The organism is Neorhizobium sp. T7_12 (genome assembly GCF_002968535.1).
In the GTDB taxonomy this organism is placed as follows: domain Bacteria; phylum Pseudomonadota; class Alphaproteobacteria; order Rhizobiales; family Rhizobiaceae; genus Neorhizobium; species Neorhizobium tomejilense.
In genome coordinates, this window is sequence record NZ_PVBK01000004.1 from 163,772 (window position 1) to 182,618 (window position 18,847).

Sequence of the window (18,847 nt, forward strand, 5' to 3'; positions counted from 1 at the left end):
CCCTTGCAAGCCAGGCGATAGGCAGGCATTGACTGCACCCATGTCCTCAACTCCCGAAAACCAACGCCTCGACCAGCTTCTCGTCTCGCTCAATCTCGTCGCGAGCCGGGCCCGTGCGCGCGACGCGATCGCTCGCGGCACCGTTACCGTCAACGGCCGTGTCGTCACCAAACCGAGCCTCACCTTCCCGCTCGACGCGCAACTCACCATCAACGACCCGGCGCAGGATTACGTATCCCGCGCGGCGCTGAAGCTTGTCGCGGCGCTCGATCACTTCAAGCTCGACCCGGCAGGCCATGACTGTCTCGATATCGGCGCCTCGACCGGCGGCTTTACCGAAGTGCTGGTCATGCGTGGCGCAGAACATGTCACCTCGATCGACGTCGGCCACGGGCAGATGCATCCGCGTCTGCTCGCCGAGCCGCGCGTCACCAATATCGAAGGCCTCAACGCCCGCTATCTGACCGCCGAGGATTACGACGACCGCGAGATCACCTTCATCGTCTCCGACGTCTCGTTCATTTCGCTGAAACTGGCGCTGGCGCCGGCGCTGGATCTTGCCGAGCCCGGCGCGCATTGCGTGCTGCTGGTCAAGCCGCAATTCGAGGCGGGACGCGATGCGATCAGCAAGGCCGGGCTGTTGAAGGAGCCGGAGACGGCACCCCAGGTCGCAGCGGAACTCGAACGCTGGCTCGTCGAAGATATCGGCTGGGCGAGCCTTGGGCTGATCCCCTCCCCGATCGTCGGCGGCGACGGCAACCAGGAATACCTGCTCGCAGGCGTGAAGCCCGGTGAACCCTCATGAGCACGGTCACCGTCACGATCAACCGGCTCGGCGCCCAGGGCCACGGCATCGCCAATGGCGAAGACGGCCCGGTTTATGTGCCCTACGCTCTTCCGGGCGAAACGCTGGCGATCGCCCGCAACGGCGATCACGGCACGGTCATGTCGACTTCCAACCCGTCGCCGGACCGGGTCACGCCGCCCTGCCGCCACTTCGGGCCTGACAGCGACGCGTGCGGCGGCTGTTCGCTGCAGCATCTGGCCGACGCGCCCTACCACGCCTTCAAGCGCAACCTCGTCGTCGAGGCGCTGAAATCCAAGGGCCTGACGCCTGAAGTGGGCGAGCTGGTCATCGCCCATCCCGGCGAGCGCCGTCGGGTGGTATTTTCCGCCCGCAGGACCGAGAAGGAATTGCTGCTCGGCTTCAACCGCGCCGAGACCAACCATATCGTCTCGATCGTCGAATGTCCCATCGCCTCGCCCGGCATCGTTGCCCGGCTCGAGGCGATCCGTGCGGTGGGCAAGGCGCTGGCGACCGGCTCCGATACGTTCCGCATCGGGGTTCTGGAAACGCTTGCCGGCCTCGACCTTGCCGCGGACGGGTTGAAGCCGCTCGACGACAAGCAGCGGCGCCTGGTGACCGAGACTGTGCTGGCGCTGAAAAACATTGCGCGGGTTTCTGCCAATGGCGAGATCGTCATCGAATTGCAGAAGCCGCTGGTGGATTTCGGCGGTGTCAAAGTCTCCCCGCCGCCCGGCGCCTTTACCCAGGCGACGAAACCGGCGGAAGACGCGATGGCCGAACTGGTGCTTTCGCATGTCGGCAAGGCCAAGCGGATCATCGACCTGTTTGCCGGCTCCGGTACATTTTCCCTCCGGCTCGCCCGCATCGCCAAGGTGCATGCGGTCGAAGGCGACGAGAAGTCGGTCAAGGCGCTCGATCACGCCGCCCGCAACACGCAGGGGCTGAAGCCGGTATCGGTGGAGAAGCGCGACCTCTTCCGCCGGCCGATGATGGTGTCCGAGCTGAAGAACTACGACGCCGTCGTCTTCGATCCGCCGCGCGCCGGTGCCGAAGTCCAGATGAAGGAACTTGTCCGGTCTGGCGTGAAGACGGTCGTGGCGGTCAGCTGCAACCCGCTGACGCTCGCCCGCGACCTCAGAATTCTTGTCGACGGCGGATACCAGATCAAGGCCGTCACCCCGATCGACCAGTTCCTCTGGTCGCCGCACGTGGAGGCGGTAGTACTGCTGCAGAAGTAAGCTCGGGCAGAAGACCGCAGGGCCTCTTACCGAGCCAGATCGAGCGTGCCGCTGCCGACGACGCCGGAGCAGCGGCAACGGCCGCCGACACGGCCCGGTTCGGCGTTGCAGACAAAGGGACGACGGCGATCCATGCTCGGCGGCGGAGAGACGACGCAGACATAACGCTGCGGGCGGGGGCGATCTCTATCGCGGTCACGGTCGCGATCCCGGTCCCCGTCACGATACCGGTCACGATCGTCGTCACGGCGGATGATGACGCCGTTCGGGCCGATGGTGACGGAGGGGCTCTGGGCGAGCTGCAGCGGCTGGCTCTGCAACGGAAATGCCTGCGTCTCGGCTTGCGCCGGCGCTATTCCCAGAAGCAATACGAACAAGCACGACCAGAAACGATAGGACATTCTTTCCTCCCAGATTGTGGAGGCAATCTAGCGCTGAAGCTGCATCAAAAGAAGACGGGAGCAGAGTTTCCCGCGGGACACCGTTAACGTCGCATGAAGGCCTCGAAGGCGGCCCGCGCCTCGGCACTTTTGAGCTGGGCGGAGAAATGCACCAGTTCCTCATCCATGCGGGCAAGCACCGCATCGCGCGGTCCGCGCACCAGGTCGCGGGCGATCCTCAGGGCCTGGGGCGGTTTCGCCGCAAGGCTTGCGGCAAGCGCCAGCGTCTCGGCTTCGACCGCCTGCGGCTCAACGATCTTCCAGATCAGCCCGGCATCCAGCGCCGCCTGGGCGGAAAATCCCTCACCCGCCACCAGCATGGCAAATGCGCGCTGGTGACCGATGATTTTCGGCGCCAGCAGGCTGGAAGCGGCTTCCGGCACCAGCGCCAGGTCGACGAAAGGCGTCTTGAACAGGCTGCGGGCGGACGCGACCGTCAGGTCGCAATGCATGTTCAAGGTGGTGCCGATGCCGATCGCGAGACCATCGACACCGGATACCAGCGGCTTTTCGGCGAGCGCCAAGGCCTTGATGAAAACGGCGGCGGCAGGCGCCTCCTTCGATCCTGACATGGCATAGGCGAGGAAATCGCCCATGTCGTTGCCGGCGGAGAAGCAGCCATCGGTGCCCAGGAAGGCGACGGCACGTACGGCATCGTCGCGGTTCGCCTCCTCGAGCGCGGCGGTCATGCGGTTGTACATGGCCGAGGTGATGGCGTTCTTCTTTTCCAGGCGGTTGAAGCGGATCACCATGACGCCCGGCTGGGCCTCGGGGCGCTCGACGAGGATATGGGTGTCGCTCACGGATGTCTCCTTCAGGCCAGGATCGCGCGGGCAGCTTGCAAGCTCTCGGCGCCTGAAATCACGCGGTCCTTCAGCGCCGAAGTTTCGGCGAGCAGGTTTTCGGCCATGAAGCGGCAGAGCGCGACGCGCTTTTCCGGGCCGCCGTTATCGGCGGCAACAAGCGCGCCCTTGGCAAGATAACAGCCGGTCAGCACCAGGCCGAACAGGCGCTGATAGGGCGTCGCACCGGCAAGCGCATCGGCGGCCCTGCCGGCGCCTTGAGTTTCCAGGAGCCAGCCGGTGGCGGTTTCGAGCGCGGCGATGGCGGCGCGCAGGCGATCTCCCGTCTCGCCGAATGCCGTATCGTTGGAGGCCGAGACCTTGTCGGCGATTTCCTTCAGTTCGCCGATGAAGCCGCGCACCTGGTCGCCCGAAGAGAGCGGCAGCTTGCGGATCACGAGGTCGATCGCCTGGATGCCGTTGGTGCCCTCGTAGATCGGCGCGATGCGGGCGTCGCGCAGGTAACGGGCAGCGCCCGTCTCCTCGATGAAGCCCATGCCGCCATGCACCTGGATACCGAGCGACGCGACGTCGACGCCGGCATCGGTCGCGAAGGATTTGGCGATCGGCGTCAGAAGGGCTGCCCGTTCGGTCCAGTGGCGGGCCTCGTCGCCTTCGGTGTGGTGCGACATGTCGGTTGCGTGGGCGCAGGCGTAGCAGATGGCGCGAGCGCCTTGCGTCAGCGCCTTCATGGTGATCAGCGTGCGGGCGATGTCGGGGTGGTCGATGATCGGGCTCATTCCCTCCCCCGACCAGCCGGGCGCCTTGCCCTGGGTGCGTTCCTTGGCAAAGGCGACCGCCTTCTGGGTTGCGGCTTCGGCGATCGCCACGCCCTGCATGCCGACCGCCAGGCGGGCATTGTTCATCATCGTGAACATGCAGGCGAGGCCCTTGTTCTCCTCGCCGATCAGCCAGCCGATCGCGCCCTTGTCATCCTCGTTTCCGGGAGAATATTTGCCGTCGCCGTAGATCATCGTGCAGGTCGGCGAGCCGTGGATGCCGAGCTTGTGTTCGATCGAATGGCAGAAGACGTCGTTGCGCGCCTCCAGCGATCCGTCGTCGCCCACCAGGAATTTCGGGACCAGGAAAAGCGAGATGCCGCGGGTGCCGACAGGCGCATCGGGAAGCCGCGCCAGCACCAGATGGATGATGTTGTCGGCAGCGTCGTGTTCGCCCCAGGTGATGAAGATCTTCTGGCCGAAAATGCGGTAGCTGCCGTCGTCGCCGCGCTCGGCGCGGGTCTTCAGGACGCCGAGATCGGAGCCGGCATGCGGCTCGGTGAGGTTCATGGTGCCGGTCCATTCGCCGGACACCAGTTTTGCGAGGTATTTTTCCTTCAGCGCCTCGCTGCCGTGCGCGACCAGCGCTTCAATGGCGCCCATGGTCAGCGTCGGCGCCAGCGCGAAGGCCATGGAGGCGGAATTCCACATTTCGAGCGCTGCGACGTTCAGCATATGCGGCAGGTTCTGACCGCCATAGGCTTCCGGCGCGGTCAGGCCGTTCCAGCCGCCTTCCCGCCAATGACGATAGAGTTCCGGCCAGCCGTCCGGTGTCGTCACCTTGCCGTCGGTGAGGCGGGCGCCCTGTCTGTCGCCGATCTCACCGAGCGGCGCCATCTCGTTGCCGGCGAACCGCCCCGCCTCCTCCAGGATCGCCTCGACCAGATCGGCGCTCAAGTCGCCGAACCTGCCGATCTCCAGGGCGTCCGAAAGGCCCGCCACATGGTTCAGGGTGAAGGCGATCTCCTCGACCGGTGCCTTGTACATGATGCTCCTCCTCCTAGGCGCAGCTGTGACTGCCGATTCTAGCCGATTCTGCTCCGTCGGCATTCCTCATATGCTTTTTACGTAAACGTAAATGCGGTTGTCAATGTTCAGGCCAAGCCAAAGAACACGGCAAGCGACCGATTCACGGCTACGAGAACGTCATCTTCGATCGAGCCGAAAACCCTCCCTATCTTTTCCCGCTTGAGGGTCATCGCCTTGTCGATCATGATCTGGGAGGGGCTGTTGAGCGCGTTGCTGGGCGTGGGCTGGACCATGATGCGGATGAGCGGCGTATCCACAATGGTACTGGACAGCAGCAGAACCGTCAGCGTGTCCGTGTCGAAGAGGTCGGATTGGATCACAAGCGCGGGGCGCGGTTTTCCGAAATCACCAGCCAGAGCAACCGTCACAAGATCGCCCCTGCGCATCATTGCTCCCCGAGATCAGCAAGGGCCTCATCCAGAAATTTCATCAGATCGGGATCTGCTGCATCCGCCGCCGCGACCAAGCGCGACTGCCGATGGCATTCCTCTGCAAAACCAGGGCGCCGCGTATCGGGAACCCAAATTTGCACTGGACGCAACCCGGACGCTCGGAGATTTTCACGACGCTTTCTGACGCGCTCATTCACGGAACTGGCCATATGAAATACTCCTTGATTTGTTACATGTAACAAATGGCACTGGACCGTTCAAGGAATTTTTAGAGAATCTTGTTGAAACGAGCGTTACACAAAGGGTCTATGGAGTGATGCCTATGCTTCCGGATTCCTCGCCCATGTCCCTCATGAACCCCGCTGTCCCAGGCCTCGTCTGGGCCTATCGCTTCCATCCGGGATCGGCGCCCTGCACCCGGTTGCCGCTCGATGCGGCGCGCAGCGATCTCGATGTCGGCGATGGCTTCCTGTGGCTGCATCTCAACCTCGCCGACAGCCGGGTCAACGCCTTCCTGGAGAGCTTCCCAGGCCTGACACCGCCGGCTCTCGCCGCACTCACCACCCACGACACGCACGCCGCCGTGACGCTCGACGAGCAGCTCGTCTATGGCACCCTGGTCGATTTCCAGCGGGAGTTCGACAGCGAGACACGCAATATCGGCTGGCTGCACTTCTTCGTCTCGGACAGGATCATCATCACCACACGCCTGCAGCCCCTGCGCTCGATCGACCGGGTGCGGGCGGCGATCGAAAAGAACGCCTCGCGCTATAAAAAGCCGATCGACGTGTTCGAGACGCTGGTCGCCGAGTTCCAGCGCACGCTGATCGTGCTGGTGATGGAGCTCACCGAGGAAATGAACATTATCGAGGATTTCGTCTACGACAACACGCCGCGCGATGAACGCCGTCGGCTGGCGCCGATCAGGCGGACGGTGGTCAGGCTGCACCGGCACCTGAGGACGGTGCTGACGCTGCTGCGGCGGGCAGCGGCGACCGACGACGACGAGATGCCCCCCGGTTTCGACGACGCAGCCTCGCGGCTGATCGGCCGGCTGGAGGCGGCGGACCACGACGTCTACGCGCTGCAGGAGCGGGCGCGGCTGCTGCACGAGGAAATCGACTCGAAGCTCTCCTCAGAGACCAACCGTCACCTCTACATCCTGTCGCTGATGACCGCCTTCCTGCTGCCGCCGACCTTGGTCACCAGCTTTTTCGGAATGAACACCTCGTCGCTACCCTTCGAGGGAGGCTCCGGCGGAACGGCCTATGCCTTCGGCCTGATCGGCATTTCGGTACTTGCCGCCTGGTGGCTGTTGAAGCGCACCGGCATTCTCTGACCGCTGGACAAACGAAACCCGCCCGGGTTCGATACCGGACGGGTGGGATAATGCCTGCCGGGCGCTCTTAGAAATAAGGCGAATAGCAGGTTTGGCGCGGGCCGTAGTTCGGCTGGAACGAGTTCGAATAGGCGTCGTAGGAACGGTAGCGATCGGTGCACCATTCATAGTGGCGCGGATTGATATCGTCGCCACCGCCATAGGCCGGAGCAGGCTCGGCGTAACGCGGCTGGGAGGCAATGGCGCCGCCGATCAGGGCGCCGGCACCGAATGCCGCCAGCGGGAACCAGTAGCCGTTATGGCGGCGATAACCCGGACGGTAGTCGCGATAACCGCGATGCCCGCCATACCAACCGCCGCCATGGCGACGGTACTGCACGAGGGTCACGTCGGTGTCGGCGCTGGTTTCGATCCCGGCGGCCGGAGCGGACGGCAGCGGCATCGCCTGAGCCGGCATCAGAGAGCCGGCGAGAACGGCAGCGGAGATGCCCGCAACCGCGATCTTCTTCAAAAGAGTCATGTTAGGTCCCCAGATCCCTTGTCTATGTTTCAATTTTCGACAGCCAATTATTTCAGTATGCAGTGAATTTCAATTTTGCCGCAACCTTAGGAAGTTCATCCTGAATGCGCAATTAACGTGCGCCGCGACGAAGCAAGCCCGGCCGCTGACATATGCCGCGACCGGGCTTGGCGTAGAGGTGGCCAACGCTTGCTTATCTGTAAGGCGAGATGCAGCGTGCCCGCACGCCGGCGCGCGGCGCATAGGTATCGTCCCAGGCCCGATAGCTGCGATAACGGCTTTCACACCAGGCGACGTGACGGCTCGAATAGCCGCCCCGGTCGGCCTGTATGGCACCACCGATGATGGCACCGGCGCCGAAGGCGGCGAGCGGGAACCAGAACCCGTTGTAGTAACGGTAGCCGGGCCGGCGATCGCGATAACCGCGGTGGCCGCGATACCAGCCATAGCGGTCACGCCGGAAGTCGCGACGGTACTGGACATTGGTGACATCGCCGGCGGCCGAAATGCCTGACGGGGGAGCCGGCATCTGAATGGCCTGCGCTGGCACAAGCCCGGCAAAGGTGGTCGCGATGGCAACCGCCGCCGCAGTCAGACGTAGACGAAAGGCGTTCATGCGGTGTGTTTCCTCATTCTGATTTTTAATCGGAAAACAACGCCAGACGCAGGTTTCGGTTCCTGAAGACGTACCCGGCACCGATCACCGCAGATCACGAATTGGCGATCAGGCGACGATCGAGAGTTGCGCCTGGTCGCCCTGCAGCCGGTTGACCATGAAGTTCGAATACCATTCGACGAACTGCATGACGCCGCCTTCGTGGAGTGGCGAATAGGGACCCGGCTCATAAGCGGGCGAGCGGATGCCGAAGGCGTTTTCCTCGACGATCTGGCGGTCCTGGTCGTTGGTCATGTTCCAGACATGGGTCAGTTCTTCGAGATTGTAGTCGACGCCCTCGACCGCATCCTTGTGGACCAGCCATTTTGTGGTGACCGCCGTTTCCTCCGGCCCCAGCGGGGTGACGCGGAACGAAATCGCATGGTCGCCGAGAATGTGGTTCCAGCTGCTCGGATAGTGGAAGAGCAGCATGGTGCCGATCGAGTTGATCGTCACGTCCTCGGAGAGTTTGCGCTGCACGGCGTTGCGGCCGCTCATCGTATAACTCTCGGCATCCTCGATCAGCGGCATGCGCGCGACGCGGAACTGGCCGGTTTCGTCCATGCGGAACTCGCTCGGCAACCCAGCCTCCTCGCAACGCTGCCAATGGGCGGCGATGACCGGATCGTCCTTGGCACCCTGGACGCCGGTCGCGGTGGGCGATTCCGGATAGGTGCGGCAGAGCTCCGGATGGTTGGCGGCGCAGTGGTAGCACTCGCGGTTGTTTTCCCAGACGAGCTTCCAATTGCCCTTCTCGATGATCGTCGACTGGTGCGCGACCTTGGCTTCCGAGAGGCGATGCGGGGCCATATAGGGCTCGATCGCCGCACGAACCGGCGCGAAATCCGGCGCCTCGTTGGCAAGGCAGATGAAGATAAAGCCCGCCACGCTTTCGCAATGGACCTTCTTCATGCTGAACTGGGTCTTGTCGAAGTCCTGGCCCATCTGGCGGCCGACCAGAAGCGAGCCGTCCAGCTCGTAGGTCCATTGGTGGTAGGGACAGACGAGCCGGACCGCCGAGCCATGCTCCTTGGTGCAGACGCGGCTGCCGCGATGGCGGCAGGTATTGTGCAGCGCCCGGATCTGGTTGTCGCGGCCGCGCACGACGACGACCGGATAATCGCCGATCTGCAGGGTGAAATAGGCTCCGGCCTTGGGCAGCTCGCAATCATGCCCGACGAACAGCCAGTCGCGATACCAGATCATTTCCAGATCGAGCTTGAAATAGGCGGGATCGGTATAGAAGGGCTGTTCGAGGCTGAAGCCTTCACGGCGGTTCTTAAGCTGCCGCAGGGCTTGATTGCGAATTTCCATATTATCTTCCTCGTCAATGTGGACAGCGGAAGGACATGGAAATGCCGGCCGGCCTCAAGGCCCACCCAACACCCTGTCCCGAACGCCCGCCGCGTCCGGTCGTCATTTTTGATCCCGAGGCTGGTTTCCGGGCTCAGGAGCTTGTCCCGTTCAGGGGACCGGCTCGGCGCCTTCCCGGGTGGCCCTTGCGGCTCTTTCCCAGTGGCTCATGCCGTGCCTTATTGCTCCACCACCGTTGCGGGGGCAGCGCCAGATTAGGGTTTCTAAAGACCCTGCCGGCTTCCCAATTCTCCGCCTTCCCTAGTCAGGCGGCACCTCGAGATCGAGGCGGATATAATCATCGAGCGAGCGTGTCGCATAGGCGACATTGCGACATCGGCAACCGCGTTGGCGACAGCGGCGAAACGGCCCAAAATGCAACACTCCAGCCACGCGAAAGCGAAACCTGTCATTAAGGGATAAGCCATAAAATCCCGGCGTGAATGGGAGCGATGCCACCGTGCAGGCCAAGGGAAAGATCCGTTACTACAAAGCCCCTCCACCACCGCCTCCGGCGCCGGTGGTAGTGAAGACTGCTTCCCATTCCGAATTCCTCCGGACGGGGCGCAGCTCCCGCTACAATCCGGTCTGGCTGCCGGAAGAGCGCCGCTATCTCACCCATAACGAAGTCGCCGAGCGCACGGGCAAAAGGCTCGAGGCAGCTGGGGAAACGAGCCACAACCGGATCAACTCCTTCCATCGCTCGATCAACTTTCCGAAGATCATCTTCCACCACACGCTCGATGAACGGCCGCATCTCGGCTATTGCCATGTCACGGCGGCAAGGACGTTTCTTCCACGCGGCGGCCCGGTGAGCTGGTCGTTCTATATCGCCAACTTCTTCTCCAAGATCGGCGAGGAAGAAACGTTCTTCGAGCATATCAGCCCGGCCAATTCGCGCATGTATTTTGCCGTTGCGGTCGAACGCGAGGCGGGTCAACCGCTGCAGATCAACCGCACGATCCGCAAGAACGGCCTTCTGTTCCAGACCAACGATCCGATGGAAGCCATCAAGAACGTGCTGATGCTCGGCACTTCCAACGAAATGCTCCGCGAGATCATCAAAAAGCTTTGAAGACGCCCGGGTCCGCGTTATTGACGGGCGGATATGACGGCTCAAATCATCGACATCACCCGGGATCACGACGGCGCACTTGCCCAAGCCTGCACCATCCTTGCGGACGGCCTTCCCGTGGCGATCCCGACCGAGACGGTCTACGGACTTGCAGCCGACGCCACCAATCCCGCCGCCATCACCCGCATCTACGAGACCAAGGGCCGGCCGCGCTTCAACCCGCTGATCTGCCACATGTCGGATCTCGACATGGCCGAGCGCTATGCCGACTTCGATCCGATCTCGCGAAAGCTTGCCGAAGCCTTCTGGCCTGGGCCCCTTACCCTGATCCTTCCCCTGAAGCCCGAAAGCGGCATCCATGCACTGGCGACGGCCGGGCTCGATATGGTCGGCATCCGGCTTCCCAAGGGCTTTGCTTCCGAGCTCATCCGCGCCTTCGGAAAGCCACTCGCGGCCCCCAGCGCCAATACGTCCGGCAAGGTGAGCCCGACCAGCGCGCGCCACGTGGCCGACGACCTGGGCGAGAAGCTGGCGTTGATCATCGACGGCGGTGCGGCTCCGGTCGGTGTCGAATCGACCATCGTTCGCGTCGAGAACGGCGTGATCCGGCTGCTGAGACCGGGCGGGGTAGCCGCGGAAGAGATCGAGAAGGCAACCGGTCTTGCGGTGATCCGGCCTGAGGGACCGGTGACGATCATCGAGGCTCCCGGCATGCTGGCCTCTCATTATGCGCCGGGTGCAGCGGTGAGGCTCAACGCCGACCATGTCGAGGCCGGCGAGGCGTTGATCCGGCTCGGCTCCGCTCCAGTGAAGGGAATGGAACTCGCCGCGGCGGTTTTTGACCTGAGCCCGTCCGGTGACCTTGCGCAAGCGGCGGCAAATCTGTTCGATTACCTGAAGCGCGCCGACGCCACCGGCGCCTCCAGCATCGCCGTCACGCCCATTCCCGACCATGGGCTCGGCGAGGCGATCAACGACCGGCTGGCGAGGGCGGCCGCCCCGCGGGAATAAGCCGGGGCTAAAGAGGAGGAGACGCCGATGGACATTTCAGGGCCGAACCCAGAGCTTCTCGACCGCTTCGCGGCGATCGTCGGTGAGAACCACGTCCTGCGCGACGCCAACGATCTTGCGCCGCATCTCGTCGAGGGCCGCGGGCTCTACAAAGGTTCTTCGCCGATGCTCCTGAAGCCGGGCTCGGTCGAGGAAGTGTCGGCGATCCTGAAGCTTGCGAGCGAAACCGGCACGCCGATCGTGCCCCAGACCGGCAATACCGGCCTCGTCGGGGGGCAGACCCCGCGTACCGGCGGCAGCGACCTGATCGTCTCGCTCGAACGGATGAACCGCATCCGCGACGTCGATCCGGTCGCAAACGTGCTGGTCGCCGACGGCGGCGCCATCCTTGCCGACGTGCAGAAGGCGGCGGAAGCGGTCGACCGGCTGTTTCCGCTGTCGCTCGGCTCGGAAGGCTCCTGCCGCATCGGCGGCAACCTCTCCACCAATGCCGGCGGCACCGCCGTGCTCGCCTACGGCAATACCCGCCAGCTCTGCCTCGGGCTCGAAGTGGTGCTGCCGACAGGTGAAATCTGGGACGGCCTGCGGCGGCTCAAGAAGGACAATACCGGCTACGACCTGCGCGACCTCTTCATCGGCGCGGAAGGCACGCTCGGCATCATCACCGGCGCGGTGCTGAAACTTTTCCCGCAGCCGGTCGGGCACCAGGTGGCACTTGCCGGCCTCAACTCGCCAGCAGACGCGTTAAAACTCTTCGAGCGAGCCTCGAACCTCTGCGGCACGGCGCTGACCGGTTTCGAACTGATGCCGCGCATCGGCATCGAATTCGTGGTCCGGCATATAGAGGGCGTGCGCGATCCGCTCTCCGAGCCGCATCCATGGTACGCGCTGATCGACATCTCGACTTCGGATTCCGCCGAGACGGCCAGTTCCATGGTGCAGTCGCTGCTCGAACAGGGTTTTGAAGCAAGCCTCATCCGCGACGCCGTGATCGCCTCCTCCGTCGCCCAGCAGAAGGCGCTCTGGCACATGCGCGAAAGCATGTCCGACGCCCAGAAGCCTGAGGGCGGCTCGATCAAGCACGACGTGTCGGTGCCCGTCTCGAAAATCCCGAGCTTCATGGCAGAGGCCGAGCAGGCGGTGCTGGCGGCGATGCCGGGCGCCCGGGTCTGCGCCTTCGGCCATCTCGGCGACGGCAACATCCATTACAACATCTCGCAGCCGATCAGCGCCGACATGGCCGCCGACAAGGCAGCCTTCATCGGCCGCTGGCGGGAAATCAACGCGATCGTCCACGGCATCGTGCTCGCCGCCGGCGGGTCGATTTCGGCTGAACACGGCATCGGTCAATTGAAGCGCGACGAGCTTGCCCATATCCGCTCGCCGATCGAGATGGACCTGATGCGGCGCATCAAGCAGGCGTTCGACCCGGCCGGCATCATGAACCCCGGCAAGGTCGTGATCATTCCATGAGCCAACCGTCGAAGACCACTATACGAATCGACCTCGACAACGGCGTGCGGCTCGGTCCGGGCAAGGCGCAGCTTCTGGAACTGATCGCCGAACACGGCTCGATCCGCGCGGCTGGCGCCTCGATCGGCATGTCCTACCGGCGGGCATGGCTGCTCGGAGACGAAATCAACCGGATGTTCAAGGAGCCAGCGATCTTTACCCGCCATGGGGGGAAAAGCGGTGGGGGTGCGGGCCTGACCGAATTCGGCCAGGAACTGCTGTCCCGCTACCGGCGGATGGAAAAGGCAAGCCGCGACGCCATGCGCGCGGACCTCGACTGGCTCGAATCGAACGCCGATCCGCACTTTGAGACGACCGGCAAGAGCGACGACACCTGAGGGGACCGGTTCGCTCTCAGCTCATCCTGATCTGGGACAATGCCCACAGCGTATCCGAGCTGATGCCCGCCGAGCCGCCGCCGCCACTCAGGATGCTCACCGCCGATGCCGTGTTCACGCTGTTCTCCAGATCGTACATGATCGTGAAACGCTGCACCAATTTCCTCACCTTTTCCGGATCGGAAAGGTCTTCGAGATCGAGCTTCTTCTCCACTATCTTGGCCTGCTGATCGACATCCATATTGCCGATTTCCGGGGGTAGGCTGAAGGTGATGCGGAAGAACTCCATCAGCGCTTCGTCGCCGAGGATCACGTAAGGATCGGTGATGCTGTCGGACATGCGCTCGAAATAAAGCGCGAGGCGGACACCCGGATTTTCCTCGCCCTGCTGGGTTTCGAGCATCTGGCGGACGTAAAGGTCCTGGGTCGCGACAACTTCGCCGCCGTTCTGGGCCTCGCCGGCCGAGCTGCGGTCGATGTCGCCCTTGGAATCGAAGTTGAAGGTGCCGACGATCTGCGCAAACCGCTTGTCCGTCTGGGTATTGACGAAGCTCTCGGGATCGGCAGGATCCGAGTTGAAAGCCTCCTTCAAGAAGTCGTTGGTGACCGTGGAAGGATCTATCCCCTTGGAGATCAGCAGGATGTCGAGCGTCTTGCGGTCGGCGAGCAGCTCGTCGCGGCTGCCGATACGCTGCATCGCGGCGGTATAATATTTCGCCTCCGTCTGGGCTTTTTCCCTGGCCGCCTTGAGTTCGTCGCCTTCCATGAACCGGCTTTGGCGCAGGATATAGTCCTTTGCGACATTGGTGATCGTGGCATTTGACTGGAGCAGCACCTGCCGCGTGACGCCGCCCTTGCTGTCGAAATTGAAAAGCTTCGCAAGCGAGATAAAACGTTCGTCCTTCAGCTTGTAGATATAACTGTTCGGATCGGAAAGGTCGCTTTTCAGGGCGCTTTTGATCGTCAATTTCGAAGCAGTCGTCGGGTCGAGGCCCACTGCCTCAAGAGCAAAGTCGAAGGAGTCCTGGGCGTCCTTGTGCAGGAAGTCGTCAAGCGTCTTCACCTCAAAAAGCCTGAGCTTGTAGAACTTGATGGTCTTGTCGAGATCCGCTTCCTGCTTGTCGTCCCACCGGCTCATATAGTTGCTGCGGGTGGAGCTGGTCTGCAATTCGTCCTGGGCCTGGCCGGCGACGACGGTACCGTCGGTATTGAAATTGAAGGCCTTCGCCAGGTCGAGATATTCCGGATTGGTCGCGCCGAACCGATTAGCGTAGCTGTCCGGATCGGAGAGGTCGCTCGTCAGGATCTGCTCGATCGTCGACTTTACGACCGTGGCCTTGTCTAGATTGAAGGCGACCCTGATATATTTGAGAAGTCGCGGGTCGTCGATGAAGTCGCTGACATTGTCCGCCGTCTTGAGCTCCTGCTCGAAGAGCTCCTGGTTGAACATCGCCTCGGCATGCGTGATACGGGTCTGCTTGTTGAAGAAGCCGCCGACGATCTCCAGCAGCTTTTCGGGAGTGACCGCGCCGCCTGCCGGCACCGAGCCGTCCGCGTTGAAGTTGAAATCCTCGGCAAGCGATTTCATCAAGCCGAGATAAGGCGCGTCGGACGCCCCGGCGGCGATGAGCTTTGCTAGTTCGGCGCGCCGCTCGGCCGTTTGGGCCATCGGCACCAGCCTGCCATCCAGCTCGGTGTAACGCGTCTGCGATGTGGCAAGAGTGTCCTGGTCCCTCTGGATCGCCTCTACCGTTTTTGTCAATTCCACCTGCATAGCGTCGATCTGGGATTGGACCGCCGCGGGATCGCTGCTGCCGGGCAATTCAGCCTGCTTGGCGGCGATCTGTGTTTCGAGATCGGTTTTCCTCTGCTGGCCAAGCGCGAGCGAGTCCTGCAGAGCGGGAATGCCGGTACTGAGGCTCAGCCGCTCGGCAAGCTCGCTGTCCTCGGTTTTCATCGCATTATGCTGGTCGAGAGTGTTGCCGTAGGCGGTGTTGTAGAAGCTGGTCGGGTCGGCCGGATCGCTAACCAGCACGCCGCGGATCGCATTGTAATTGTAGTATTTCGTATCGATGCCATAGGCGGTGAACAGGTAATCGCGGAGCCTCGGATTGGCCAGCAGCTGATCGACGTTGGTGATATTGCCGGTATCGCCCAGCATCGCCTTGAAATAACGGGTGTCGTCCTCGAACACATCGTTCTGGGCGGCAATCGTCTGGTCATAGGTATCGAAGAGCTCCTCCATCTGCCCATTGGACTGGGCGGCGGCCCCCTCTCCGTTGGAAACGCCGAAATTGAAGGCTGCGGCGATATTCTGATATCGATCGTCGGTCAGGCGGTTCGCAAAGCTGTTGTCGTCGCTGAGATCGCTTTCGAGCACCTGCTTCATGAACGCCTTGGCGTAGATCATGTCGTCCAGGCCATGCGCCTGCATCGCATAGGAATAGAGACGGTAGTTGTCGAGGAACTCGTCGACCGTTTTTATCTTGCCGATATTTTCCTGGTAGTATTTCGTGTCGCTGACGACCATCGTCTGCCCAGCAATCGTCTTCAGGCTTTTCTGCATGTCGCGATTGACGAGATCGAAGGTGAGATAGGTCGATACCACGGAAAGGCCCCACGAGTCGGAATGATGCTGCCGCAATCATTGCGACCTAGCCTTGCCCGGGGCTTTTCTGGGCGTTTCGGCGTCACGCCGGGATTGTCCCAGGCCTGAACAGGAATACCGCGATTCACCTTCCGGAAACCCAAAAGCGTGCCCTTTCGCTAACCATCCAGGCAGGCAAGGCTTCTTTAACCGCTATTTTTAAGCAGTCTCGAACATGGCCCGCCCTATGCTTTGGCTATCAGAGGACAAAAGTCCCGTAGAGAAACCGGCAACGGCTCTCAGGTAAAACAAGGGTAGCATATCGATGACCAACACTGTTCTGAAGCCCGTTTGGGCAGGGTCGACATTCAGGCTCGATCCGTCTCGTTTCCCGCAGCAGGTTACCTATGCGCTGCGCGAGACATCAGGAGATGTCTCCATCACCATCGACGAACGCGGCGCTGTGCTGCGTAAGATCCTTCCCGCAAGCGGCCTGCCGCTCTCCTTCGCATTGCCTGCCCGTGCCTTCAAAGGGGTTGCGGCCCGCGCCATAGACCACGGCGACGGCGAAGTGACGGTCACGCTCGAACTGCATCACGACGATCCGGATCTGTGCATTCCGCTGCTCGTCGCCCACGACCTCTGCGACATCGCCGCCGACTGGCGGAGCTGGTCGGACGCCTATCGCATTCCGATGCTGATGGTGGAAGCCGACGGCATCGCCCGGCCGCTGGAAAACCATATCGGCGACGTGCGCACCAGTGCCGTCAGGCAGCGCCGCCGTCATTCCTATTTCGCGGCCCGACGTCCGCGCTTCCTGGTCCGCCGCACCACCGGCAGCCTCGGTGTGACGATGAAGATCGAAGGCAAGGAGATTATCGCGCGTCGGTAGGGCTTTGCTTGTCCCTTTGTCCACCGCCCGCGCGATAGGGTGGGAGAGAGCCCGATCCTCAAGCGATCGGGCTTTTTCCATTAAAGGGCGAGCGACAGGAGGAGGCCGGCAAACAGGATCGCGCCGACCCGGTTGTTCGACTTGAAAAGCCTTAGGCACTGGTCGGCATTGTCGATATCGAGGACCAGAACCTGCCAGCCGAACATCACCGCCGCGGCGGAAAGGCCGAGATAGGCCAGGAAACCGACGCCGGCCGATCCGAAAGCGAGCAGCAGGAAGACGAGCGTCAGGCCGTAAAGGCCGATCAGCCAGGGCTTGGTATTGTCGCCGAACAGACGCGCGGTCGAGCGTACCCCGATCAGCTCGTCATCCTCCTTGTCCTGATGGGCATAGATCGTGTCGTATCCGATCGTCCAGGCAATGGCGGCAAGGTAGAGCCAGATGGCGGCAAATGACAGACTGCCGAACGTCGCGGCCCAGCCCATCAGCGCCCCCCAGGAAAAGGCGAGGCCCAGGAAAAATTGCGGCCAGTCGGTAAACCGCTTGGCGAACGGATAGATCGCCACCACTGCCAGGGACAGGATGCCGAGCAGGATGGTGAAAGCGTTGAACTGGACAAGGACGAGCAGACCGACCAACGCCTGCACGGCGATGAAGACCTTGGCCTCGAAGCGCGAGACGCGGCCGGAGGGTAGCGGCCGCGAGCGGGTGCGCGCCACTTCCATGTCGATGTCATGGTCGACCAGATCGTTATAGGTACAGCCGGCGCCGCGCATGGCGACCGAGCCCAAGAAGAACAGCACGAGGTGGAAAAGCAGGAGGCCGAGGGAAAACGCGCCCTCCTCTTGGGCAGCGTTCGCCGCCAGTGCTGCCGACCAGAAACACGGCCACATCAGAAGCTGCCAGCCGATCGGCCGGTCCCACCTTGCAAGCTGCGCATAGGGCCAGGCCGGCCGCGGCAGAACGCGGTAGACCCAGTTGTCGGATGGAGCGTCGGCCACGCGGCCGCTGAAATCGTCGGCGTTCGTCATGGCCGGTTCTAGCGCCGGCCGAACGTTACGGTCAAGCCGGCGCTTTGTCGCCTCACAAGCGTGGAAGAGCTACGCCTTCCGGCGCGGAAGAGCCGCGCCTCAGGGAAGCGAGAAGCCGAATTTGTAGCTTGCCGAAACGCCGAACATCAGCTGGTTCTTGGAACCCCGCTCGCGCACCAGGCTGCTGTCGGCGACATCGCCCGTCAGCCGCTTGTATTCGGCAAACGAGGTGAGCTCGAGCTGTTCGGTCGCCTTCCAGGTCAACGCCGCACCGACGCCCACCGAATGCAGGCCGCTGCCCGGGTCGTAGGCGGAGAGGCCCGATGCCGCGGACTCGCTCGGGGTGACCTTGTAATAGGCGTCGTTGTAGCCGTTGCTTGCCCAGGTCGCCCGCGGACCGCCGGAAAGCCTGAGGTCGGGCTGGAGATCCGTGAAAGCGTCGACGGAGACATCGGCGACGACGCCGTCATGGCTGCGGATGCCCTGGCGGATTTCGGCCCGGGCGCGGATCCAGTCGGTCGGATAGATATCGACGAAGCCGCCGAGTTCGCCGCCGAGCTTGACCTCCTTCAGGCCCTTCAGGTCGTCGGAGGTATCGCCGTCACGCGGCATGATCAACTTGGCCGCCACGCCGGCGCGGATCGAACCCTGGTCGATCAGCGCGAACGAGATGCTGTCGTTGCGGGAGGAGAAACGTGCCTGTTTACTGTTCTGGCGGCCGAGCGAGATGATCGGCGAGAACTGCAGGCTGCGGCCGTTGTCACCCTCGAATTTCGGCGCGACGAAACCGGCGCCGCCGAGCGTCAGGTACCAGTCGCCGGACCAGAAGCCTTCCTGGGCCGCGGCGCTGCCGGGAGAAACGATCGAAAAGACAGAAATGAAAAGGGCAGCCCGAAGAGGCAGGGACATGGCAATGGATCCTGAAAACGCAAAACAGAACAGAGACCCCACTGGGGATTTCTGTTCTATTATCGCATTTCCATTGCCAGCTTGTTAACCAAGCGGA

19 protein-coding genes and 1 riboswitch are annotated in these 18,847 nt (G+C 62.6%); of the genes, 8 read left to right on the top strand and 11 right to left on the bottom strand.

Features of this window, described 5'->3' with window-relative positions; genetic code table 11:
- Positions 1 to 40 precede the first annotated feature (40 nt).
- Complete coding sequence (locus C5J26_RS12350; RefSeq protein WP_105402019.1) at positions 41 to 805, top strand: TlyA family RNA methyltransferase; 765 nt, start codon at positions 41 to 43, stop codon at positions 803 to 805.
- Positions 802 to 2,046, top strand: a complete 1,245-nt coding sequence (locus C5J26_RS12355) for a class I SAM-dependent RNA methyltransferase (protein WP_105402020.1) — start codon at positions 802 to 804, stop codon at positions 2,044 to 2,046. The genes C5J26_RS12350 and C5J26_RS12355 overlap by 4 nt, the downstream gene beginning before the upstream one ends.
- 26 nt (positions 2,047 to 2,072) lie before the next feature.
- Here the strand turns inward: C5J26_RS12355 and C5J26_RS12360 are convergent, their stop codons facing one another.
- The 5 genes from C5J26_RS12360 to C5J26_RS12380 all read right to left on the bottom strand — a co-directional run bounded on the left by C5J26_RS12360 (position 2,073) and on the right by C5J26_RS12380 (position 5,737).
- Complete coding sequence (locus C5J26_RS12360; RefSeq protein WP_105402021.1) at positions 2,073 to 2,447, bottom strand: hypothetical protein; 375 nt, start codon at positions 2,445 to 2,447, stop codon at positions 2,073 to 2,075.
- Positions 2,448 to 2,530: 83 nt separating this feature from the next.
- Positions 2,531 to 3,289, bottom strand: a complete 759-nt coding sequence (locus tag C5J26_RS12365; protein ID WP_105402022.1) for a crotonase/enoyl-CoA hydratase family protein — start codon at positions 3,287 to 3,289, stop codon at positions 2,531 to 2,533.
- An 11-nt stretch (positions 3,290 to 3,300) separates the two neighbouring features.
- Positions 3,301 to 5,094: an acyl-CoA dehydrogenase gene (locus tag C5J26_RS12370; RefSeq protein ID WP_105402023.1), complete on the bottom strand. Its 1,794-nt coding sequence runs from the start codon at positions 5,092 to 5,094 to the stop codon at positions 3,301 to 3,303.
- A gap of 107 nt (positions 5,095 to 5,201) precedes the next feature.
- Positions 5,202 to 5,522, bottom strand: coding sequence for a type II toxin-antitoxin system PemK/MazF family toxin (locus tag C5J26_RS12375; protein ID WP_105402024.1), 321 nt, complete (start codon positions 5,520 to 5,522; stop codon positions 5,202 to 5,204).
- Positions 5,522 to 5,737 (bottom strand): antitoxin MazE family protein, encoded by a 216-nt coding sequence (locus C5J26_RS12380; RefSeq protein WP_105402025.1) that lies wholly within the window; start codon positions 5,735 to 5,737, stop codon positions 5,522 to 5,524. The genes C5J26_RS12375 and C5J26_RS12380 overlap by 1 nt, the downstream gene beginning before the upstream one ends.
- 134 nt (positions 5,738 to 5,871) lie before the next feature.
- On the opposite strand from C5J26_RS12380, the gene C5J26_RS12385 reads away from it, so the two are divergent.
- A complete protein-coding gene (locus C5J26_RS12385; RefSeq protein WP_105402194.1) occupies positions 5,872 to 6,867 on the top strand; it encodes a transporter in 996 nt (331 codons plus the stop codon).
- Positions 6,868 to 6,934: 67 nt separating this feature from the next.
- Here the strand turns inward: C5J26_RS12385 and C5J26_RS12390 are convergent, their stop codons facing one another.
- The 3 genes from C5J26_RS12390 to C5J26_RS12400 all read right to left on the bottom strand — a co-directional run bounded on the left by C5J26_RS12390 (position 6,935) and on the right by C5J26_RS12400 (position 9,356).
- A complete protein-coding gene (locus C5J26_RS12390) occupies positions 6,935 to 7,387 on the bottom strand; it encodes a BA14K family protein (protein ID WP_105402026.1) in 453 nt (150 codons plus the stop codon).
- A 193-nt stretch (positions 7,388 to 7,580) separates the two neighbouring features.
- Positions 7,581 to 8,003 carry a BA14K family protein gene (locus C5J26_RS12395; RefSeq protein ID WP_105402027.1) on the bottom strand — a complete coding sequence of 141 codons (423 nt, stop codon included), beginning with the start codon at positions 8,001 to 8,003 and terminating at the stop codon, positions 7,581 to 7,583.
- A gap of 108 nt (positions 8,004 to 8,111) precedes the next feature.
- Entirely contained in the window at positions 8,112 to 9,356 is a 1,245-nt protein-coding gene (locus C5J26_RS12400; protein WP_105402028.1) for an aromatic ring-hydroxylating dioxygenase subunit alpha, read from the bottom strand.
- 100 nt (positions 9,357 to 9,456) lie between these two features.
- Positions 9,457 to 9,690: riboswitch (cobalamin riboswitch) on the bottom strand.
- Between the two features lie 165 nt (positions 9,691 to 9,855).
- On the opposite strand from C5J26_RS12400, the gene C5J26_RS12405 reads away from it, so the two are divergent.
- From C5J26_RS12405 to C5J26_RS12420, 4 genes are read left to right on the top strand one after another with little or no spacing between them, the layout of a single operon-like run.
- Positions 9,856 to 10,470 (top strand): DUF6656 family protein, encoded by a 615-nt coding sequence (locus C5J26_RS12405; RefSeq protein WP_105402195.1) that lies wholly within the window; start codon positions 9,856 to 9,858, stop codon positions 10,468 to 10,470.
- A gap of 33 nt (positions 10,471 to 10,503) precedes the next feature.
- Positions 10,504 to 11,481, top strand: a complete 978-nt coding sequence (locus C5J26_RS12410) for an L-threonylcarbamoyladenylate synthase (protein ID WP_105402029.1) — start codon at positions 10,504 to 10,506, stop codon at positions 11,479 to 11,481.
- 27 nt (positions 11,482 to 11,508) lie between these two features.
- Complete coding sequence (locus C5J26_RS12415; RefSeq protein WP_105402030.1) at positions 11,509 to 12,954, top strand: FAD-binding oxidoreductase; 1,446 nt, start codon at positions 11,509 to 11,511, stop codon at positions 12,952 to 12,954.
- Positions 12,951 to 13,331, top strand: coding sequence for a winged helix-turn-helix domain-containing protein (locus C5J26_RS12420; protein WP_105402031.1), 381 nt, complete (start codon positions 12,951 to 12,953; stop codon positions 13,329 to 13,331). Before C5J26_RS12415 ends, C5J26_RS12420 begins: the two co-directional genes overlap by 4 nt.
- Positions 13,332 to 13,347: 16 nt before the next feature.
- On the opposite strand, the gene C5J26_RS12425 is transcribed toward C5J26_RS12420, so the two are convergent.
- Entirely contained in the window at positions 13,348 to 15,939 is a 2,592-nt protein-coding gene (locus tag C5J26_RS12425; protein ID WP_172745841.1) for a DUF1217 domain-containing protein, read from the bottom strand.
- Between the two features lie 304 nt (positions 15,940 to 16,243).
- Here C5J26_RS12425 and C5J26_RS12430 point away from each other — a divergent pair, with 304 nt between their 5' ends.
- Positions 16,244 to 16,810 (top strand): DUF6101 family protein, encoded by a 567-nt coding sequence (locus C5J26_RS12430; protein ID WP_105402033.1) that lies wholly within the window; start codon positions 16,244 to 16,246, stop codon positions 16,808 to 16,810.
- An 80-nt stretch (positions 16,811 to 16,890) separates the two neighbouring features.
- On the opposite strand, the gene ubiA is transcribed toward C5J26_RS12430, so the two are convergent.
- Positions 16,891 to 17,841: a 4-hydroxybenzoate octaprenyltransferase gene (gene ubiA / locus C5J26_RS12435; protein ID WP_105402034.1), complete on the bottom strand. Its 951-nt coding sequence runs from the start codon at positions 17,839 to 17,841 to the stop codon at positions 16,891 to 16,893.
- 99 nt (positions 17,842 to 17,940) lie between these two features.
- Positions 17,941 to 18,750 carry a MipA/OmpV family protein gene (locus C5J26_RS12440; protein WP_105402035.1) on the bottom strand — a complete coding sequence of 270 codons (810 nt, stop codon included), beginning with the start codon at positions 18,748 to 18,750 and terminating at the stop codon, positions 17,941 to 17,943.
- Positions 18,751 to 18,847: the final 97 nt, after the last annotated feature.

Coding starts and splice junctions, on each gene's coding strand:
- C5J26_RS12350 (WP_105402019.1), top strand. CDS start 41: ATGTCCTCAACTCCCGAAAACCAACGCCTCGACCAGCTTCTCGTCTCG.
- C5J26_RS12360 (WP_105402021.1), bottom strand. CDS start 2,447: ATGTCCTATCGTTTCTGGTCGTGCTTGTTCGTATTGCTTCTGGGAATA.
- C5J26_RS12370 (WP_105402023.1), bottom strand. CDS start 5,094: ATGTACAAGGCACCGGTCGAGGAGATCGCCTTCACCCTGAACCATGTG.
- C5J26_RS12395 (WP_105402027.1), bottom strand. CDS start 8,003: ATGAACGCCTTTCGTCTACGTCTGACTGCGGCGGCGGTTGCCATCGCG.
- C5J26_RS12390 (WP_105402026.1), bottom strand. CDS start 7,387: ATGACTCTTTTGAAGAAGATCGCGGTTGCGGGCATCTCCGCTGCCGTT.
- C5J26_RS12380 (WP_105402025.1), bottom strand. CDS start 5,737: ATGGCCAGTTCCGTGAATGAGCGCGTCAGAAAGCGTCGTGAAAATCTC.
- C5J26_RS12355 (WP_105402020.1), top strand. CDS start 802: ATGAGCACGGTCACCGTCACGATCAACCGGCTCGGCGCCCAGGGCCAC.
- C5J26_RS12440 (WP_105402035.1), bottom strand. CDS start 18,750: ATGTCCCTGCCTCTTCGGGCTGCCCTTTTCATTTCTGTCTTTTCGATC.
- C5J26_RS12385 (WP_105402194.1), top strand. CDS start 5,872: ATGTCCCTCATGAACCCCGCTGTCCCAGGCCTCGTCTGGGCCTATCGC.
- C5J26_RS12420 (WP_105402031.1), top strand. CDS start 12,951: ATGAGCCAACCGTCGAAGACCACTATACGAATCGACCTCGACAACGGC.
- C5J26_RS12430 (WP_105402033.1), top strand. CDS start 16,244: ATGACCAACACTGTTCTGAAGCCCGTTTGGGCAGGGTCGACATTCAGG.
- C5J26_RS12375 (WP_105402024.1), bottom strand. CDS start 5,522: ATGCGCAGGGGCGATCTTGTGACGGTTGCTCTGGCTGGTGATTTCGGA.
- C5J26_RS12415 (WP_105402030.1), top strand. CDS start 11,509: ATGGACATTTCAGGGCCGAACCCAGAGCTTCTCGACCGCTTCGCGGCG.
- C5J26_RS12410 (WP_105402029.1), top strand. CDS start 10,504: ATGACGGCTCAAATCATCGACATCACCCGGGATCACGACGGCGCACTT.
- ubiA (WP_105402034.1), bottom strand. CDS start 17,841: ATGACGAACGCCGACGATTTCAGCGGCCGCGTGGCCGACGCTCCATCC.
- C5J26_RS12400 (WP_105402028.1), bottom strand. CDS start 9,356: ATGGAAATTCGCAATCAAGCCCTGCGGCAGCTTAAGAACCGCCGTGAA.